This is a genomic window from Streptomyces sp. NPDC001920, from assembly GCF_053594495.1.
Genome location: NZ_JBSFEP010000047.1, coordinates 1 through 4,350, shown reverse-complemented (window position 1 = coordinate 4,350; position 4,350 = coordinate 1). Strand labels below are relative to the sequence as shown.

At 73.0% G+C, this 4,350-nt stretch carries 2 protein-coding genes; both read right to left on the bottom strand.

Annotated elements, in window-relative coordinates:
- Positions 1-1,989: type I polyketide synthase (locus ACWCPI_RS38820; RefSeq protein WP_451042660.1), on the bottom strand; the 1,989-nt coding region annotated here is incomplete at its 3' end.
- Positions 1,982-4,350, bottom strand: a 2,369-nt coding sequence (locus ACWCPI_RS38815; RefSeq protein WP_451042659.1) for an SDR family NAD(P)-dependent oxidoreductase, incomplete at its 5' end; no start/stop codon positions are given. The genes ACWCPI_RS38820 and ACWCPI_RS38815, both read right to left, overlap by 8 nt.

Sequence of the window (4,350 nt, the reverse complement as noted above, 5' to 3'; positions counted from 1 at the left end):
CAGGCCCCAGTGGTGGAGGAGTCGGTGGAGGGCGGTTTCGATGGCGAAGAGGGCGGGTTGGGTGTAGCGGGTCTGGTCCAGGAGGGCGGCTTGGGTGGTGCCGGGTTCGGCGAACATGATGTCGCGTAGGGGGTGTTCGAGGTGGGGGTCGAGTTGGGCCCATGTCTCGTCCAGGGCGTCGGCGAACACCGGCTGCGTCTCGTACAACTCCCGTCCCATGCCGGGGTGTTGTGAGCCCTGCCCGGAGAAGAGGAAGGCGACTCCCGGCTGGTCGACGGCGATGCCGCGGACGGCGTCGGCCGGAGGCAGGCCCTCCGCCAGCAGTCGCATCCCGTCCATGAGTTCGGCCCGGTCGTCGCCGACGACGGCGGCCCGGTGGGCGAAGTGCGTACGAGCCGTTGCGAGCGCATGCGCGATCTCGCCGCGACCGACGGACAGCGGCGACTCGGAGACAGCTGTGTGCAGACGCGCCGCCTGGGCCCGTAGGGCCTCCTCGCCACGTCCCGAGACGAGCCAGACCGACGGCGTACGGCGAACGCCGCCGTCCCGGTCTGCGGGCGGCGCGGGTGTCGCGGGCACCGGCTCCGGTGCCGCCTCGGGCGCCGGGGCCTGTTCGAGGATGACGTGCGCGTTGGTGCCGCTGATGCCGAAGGACGAGACACCCGCCCGACGCGGCCGCCCGGTCCCCGGCCACGGAACGCTCTCGGTGAGCAGCGCGACCGCGCCCCGTTCCCAGTCCACATGCGGGGTCGGCCTGTCTACATGCAGCGTCCTGGGCAGAACGCCGTGCCGCATCGCCTCGACCATCTTGATGATGCCGGCGACCCCGGCCGCGTTCTGGGTGTGGCCGATGTTCGACTTGATCGCGCCCAGATGGAGGGGCTGGGCCGCCGGCCGGTCCTGGCCGTACGTGGCGAGCAGGGCCTCCGCCTCGATGGGGTCGCCCAGCTTCGTGCCGGTGCCGTGGGCCTCGACGGCGTCGACCTGGTCAGGGGCGAGCCGGGCGTTGGCCAAGGCGGCGCGGATGACGCGCTGTTGTGCGGGGCCGCTCGGCGCGGTCAGTCCGTTGCTGGCACCGTCCTGGTTGACCGCGCTGCCGCGCACCACCGCCAGGACCGGGTGGCCGTTGCGCTCCGCGTCCGACAGCCGCTCCAGCAGCAGCACTCCGACGCCCTCGGCCCACACCGTGCCGTCGGCGGCGGCTGCGAACGACTTGCAGCGCCCGTCCCGGGCCAGACCGCGCTGCCTGCTGAACTCGACGAAGCCCGCGGGCGTCGCCATCACGGTCACGCCGCCCGCCAGAGCCAGGGCGCAGTCACCCCCGCGCAGCGCCTGCGCGGCCTGGTGCACGGCGACGAGCGAGGACGAGCAGGCCGTATCGATACTGACCGCCGGCCCCTCCAGACCGAGAACGTACGCGATACGACCCGAGGCGATACTCAGGGACGCGTTGGCCATCAGCAGACCCTCGGATTCCGCGGTGCGCGGGGCACGCAGCGACACGTACTCCTGCCCGGCGATACCGGTGAACACGCCGGTGGGGGTGGAGTGGAGGGTGGTGGGGTCGAGTCCGGCGCGTTCGACGGCTTCCCAGGCGGTTTCGAGCAGGAGTCGTTGCTGGGGGTCCATGGCGAGGGCTTCGCGTGGGCTGATGCCGAAGAACTCGGCGTCGAAGCCGTCGGCGTCGTGCAGGAAGCCGCCCTGGCGTACGTAGGTCCTGCCGGGGACGTCGGGGTCGGGGTCGTAGAGGGCGTCGACGTCCCAGCCCCGGTTCACGGGGAAGTCCGAGATCACGTCCCGGCCCTCCGCGACCACCCGCCACAGATCCTCCGGAGACCGGATGTCCCCGGGGTACCGGCACGCCATGCCGACGATGGCGATCGGCTCGGTGCCGGCGGCCTCGGCGTCGTGCAGGCGGCGCTGCGTCTGCCGCAGATCGGCCATGACGCGCTTGAGGTACGCCAGCAGTTTCTCTTCGTTGTCAGCCATTGCCGTGGGTCCCGTCGCCTGTCGGGGCCGAACCGCCGTCACCGTGCGGTGCCTGCCCCAGTTCCCGATCGATCAAGTCGAAGATCTCCTCGGCCGACGCCGAGTCCAACGCTCCCGCATCTGCCCCCGCTCGGACGTCGGCCGCCGGCCCGCCCGCGAGCTGGTGCGTCTCGCCGTCGGCCCGCAGCCGCCACGCCAGCCGCTCCAGCCGCTCCGCGAGCCGTCGGCGGTCCTCCGCCGCTGTGGCACCGTCCTCCAGCAGGCCGGGCACGGCGCGTTCCAGGGCGTCCAACTCCCGTTGCACCTGCGGAAACTCCGCCATGGCCGGGGGCGGGGCGAGCTCGGTACGCAGATGGGTGGCCAGGGCCAGCGGAGTGGGGTGGTCGAAGACCACACCGGCGGACAGCTTCAGACCCGTGTTTGCGTACAGCCGGTTGCGCAGCTCCACCGACGTCAGCGAGTCGAAGCCGAGATCCTTGAACGCCCGGTCGGGCCCGATGGCGATCCCGGCGTCCTCCTGATGGTGGAGGACGTCCTTCGCCGAGTCCCGGACCACACCGAGCAGAAGGTCCAGCTGCTCCTGTTCGGTGAGCGGGGCGAGCCGCTCAGTCAGGCCCGCGCGGACGGCACCCGCGTCGGCTGCGCCCGCGGCACGCGCCGCACCCCTCGAAGCGGTATCGGCCTCGCCGAGAGCACGACGCACTTCGGGCAGCTCGCTCAGCAATGGGCTCGGCCGACCCGAGGTGAACCCCGGAACGAACCGCTCCCAATCGATGTCGGCGACGGCGAGGAACGTCTCGTCGTCCTCGACGGCACGCACCATCACGGCGATGGCGTCCGCGGGCGCCATCGCCAGCACGCCCCGCCGGTCCATGTACTCCGCGACACCGTCGAGCGCCAGCATGCCGCCACCGCCCCACGCACCCCAGGCGATCGACGTCGCCGTGCGTCCTCGGGCGCGCCGCTCGGCGGCGAAGACATCCAGGAACGCGTTCCCCGCTGCGTAAGCGCCATTGCTGCCGCTGCCCCACACCGCCGCGTTGGACGAGAACACGATGAACGCGTCCAGCGGAGTGTCGCCCAGCGCGTCGTCCAGATGCAGGGCGCCGGCCACCTTGCCGGCCACCACATCCGCGAAGCCGTCCAGGGTCAGCTCGTCGACCTTTGCGAACCGCTGCGCCACGCCCGCCGCGTGCACCACCGCCGACAGCGGGCTGCTCGCGGGCACCGCCGAGAGCAGACGGCCCACGTCCTCCCGGGACGCCATGTCGCACGCCACGACGGTCACCTTCACGCCGAGCGCGTTCAGCTCCGACTCCAGCTCGGCCACGCCCGGCGCCTCGCCACCGCGACGGCCGGCGAGCACCAGATGCTCGGCACCGGCACCCGCGCACCAACGGGCCACATGAGCACCGATGCCACCCGTACCGCCCGTGATCAACACCGTGCCGCGCGGACGCCACGCGCGATGTCCGAGCGCACCGGCCGCCTTCGACGGGGTGCGGACCAGACGGCAGGCCAGCGCCCCGCCGGAGCGCAACGCGACCTGGTCCTCGCCGATCGCACCCGAGAGGACACGGACAAGCGCGACGACCGACTCGCCGTCCACTTCCTCGGGCAGATCCAGCAGACCGCCCCACCGCTCGGGCTGCTCCAGCGCGACGGAGCGGCCCAGCCCCCACACCTGGGCCTGGCCAGGGCGGGCCGCGGGGTCGCCGTGCCCGGTGCGCACCGCGCCACGCGTCACCGTCCACAGCCTGCCGCTCCCGGACCGGTCCGCCATGGCCTGGGCGAGCGCCAAGGTGGCGGCCACACCTCGCGGCACCGCCGGGTGGGCCGGGTGCGGCGCGTCGTCGAGGGGGAGCAGCGACAGCACGCCACCGAGCTCGTCCGGCCCGTCCGCCCCGACACGGAGGTGATCGGCCAGCAGCTGCCGGTCCGCGTTCGCCGTGTCCACCGCGACGCGTTCGACGCGCGCGCCGTGCTCGGTCAGCGCACGCTCGGCCCAGGCCGCCCACGCGTCGCCCGAGCCGGTCATGTCCTCCGCGGGGACCATCAGCAACCACGTCCCGGCCAGCAGCGGGTCGGGCCCCGGGCGCGACGCCGCCAACGGCCGCCACACCACGCGGTACGTCCACCGGTCGGGACCCGACAGCGCGGACCGAGCCGCACTCGGCCGGGCCCGCTCGGCGTCCTCCAGCCAGTAACGGCGGTGCTGGAAGGCGTACGTGGGGAGGTCGGGGCGGGTTGTGGTGTGCGGCAGGACGGTGTTCCAGGTGGGTGGGTGGCCTTGGGTGTGGAGGGTGGTGAGGGCGGTGGTGAGGGTGGTTGTTTCGGGGTGGTCGGTGTGGAGGGTGTGGG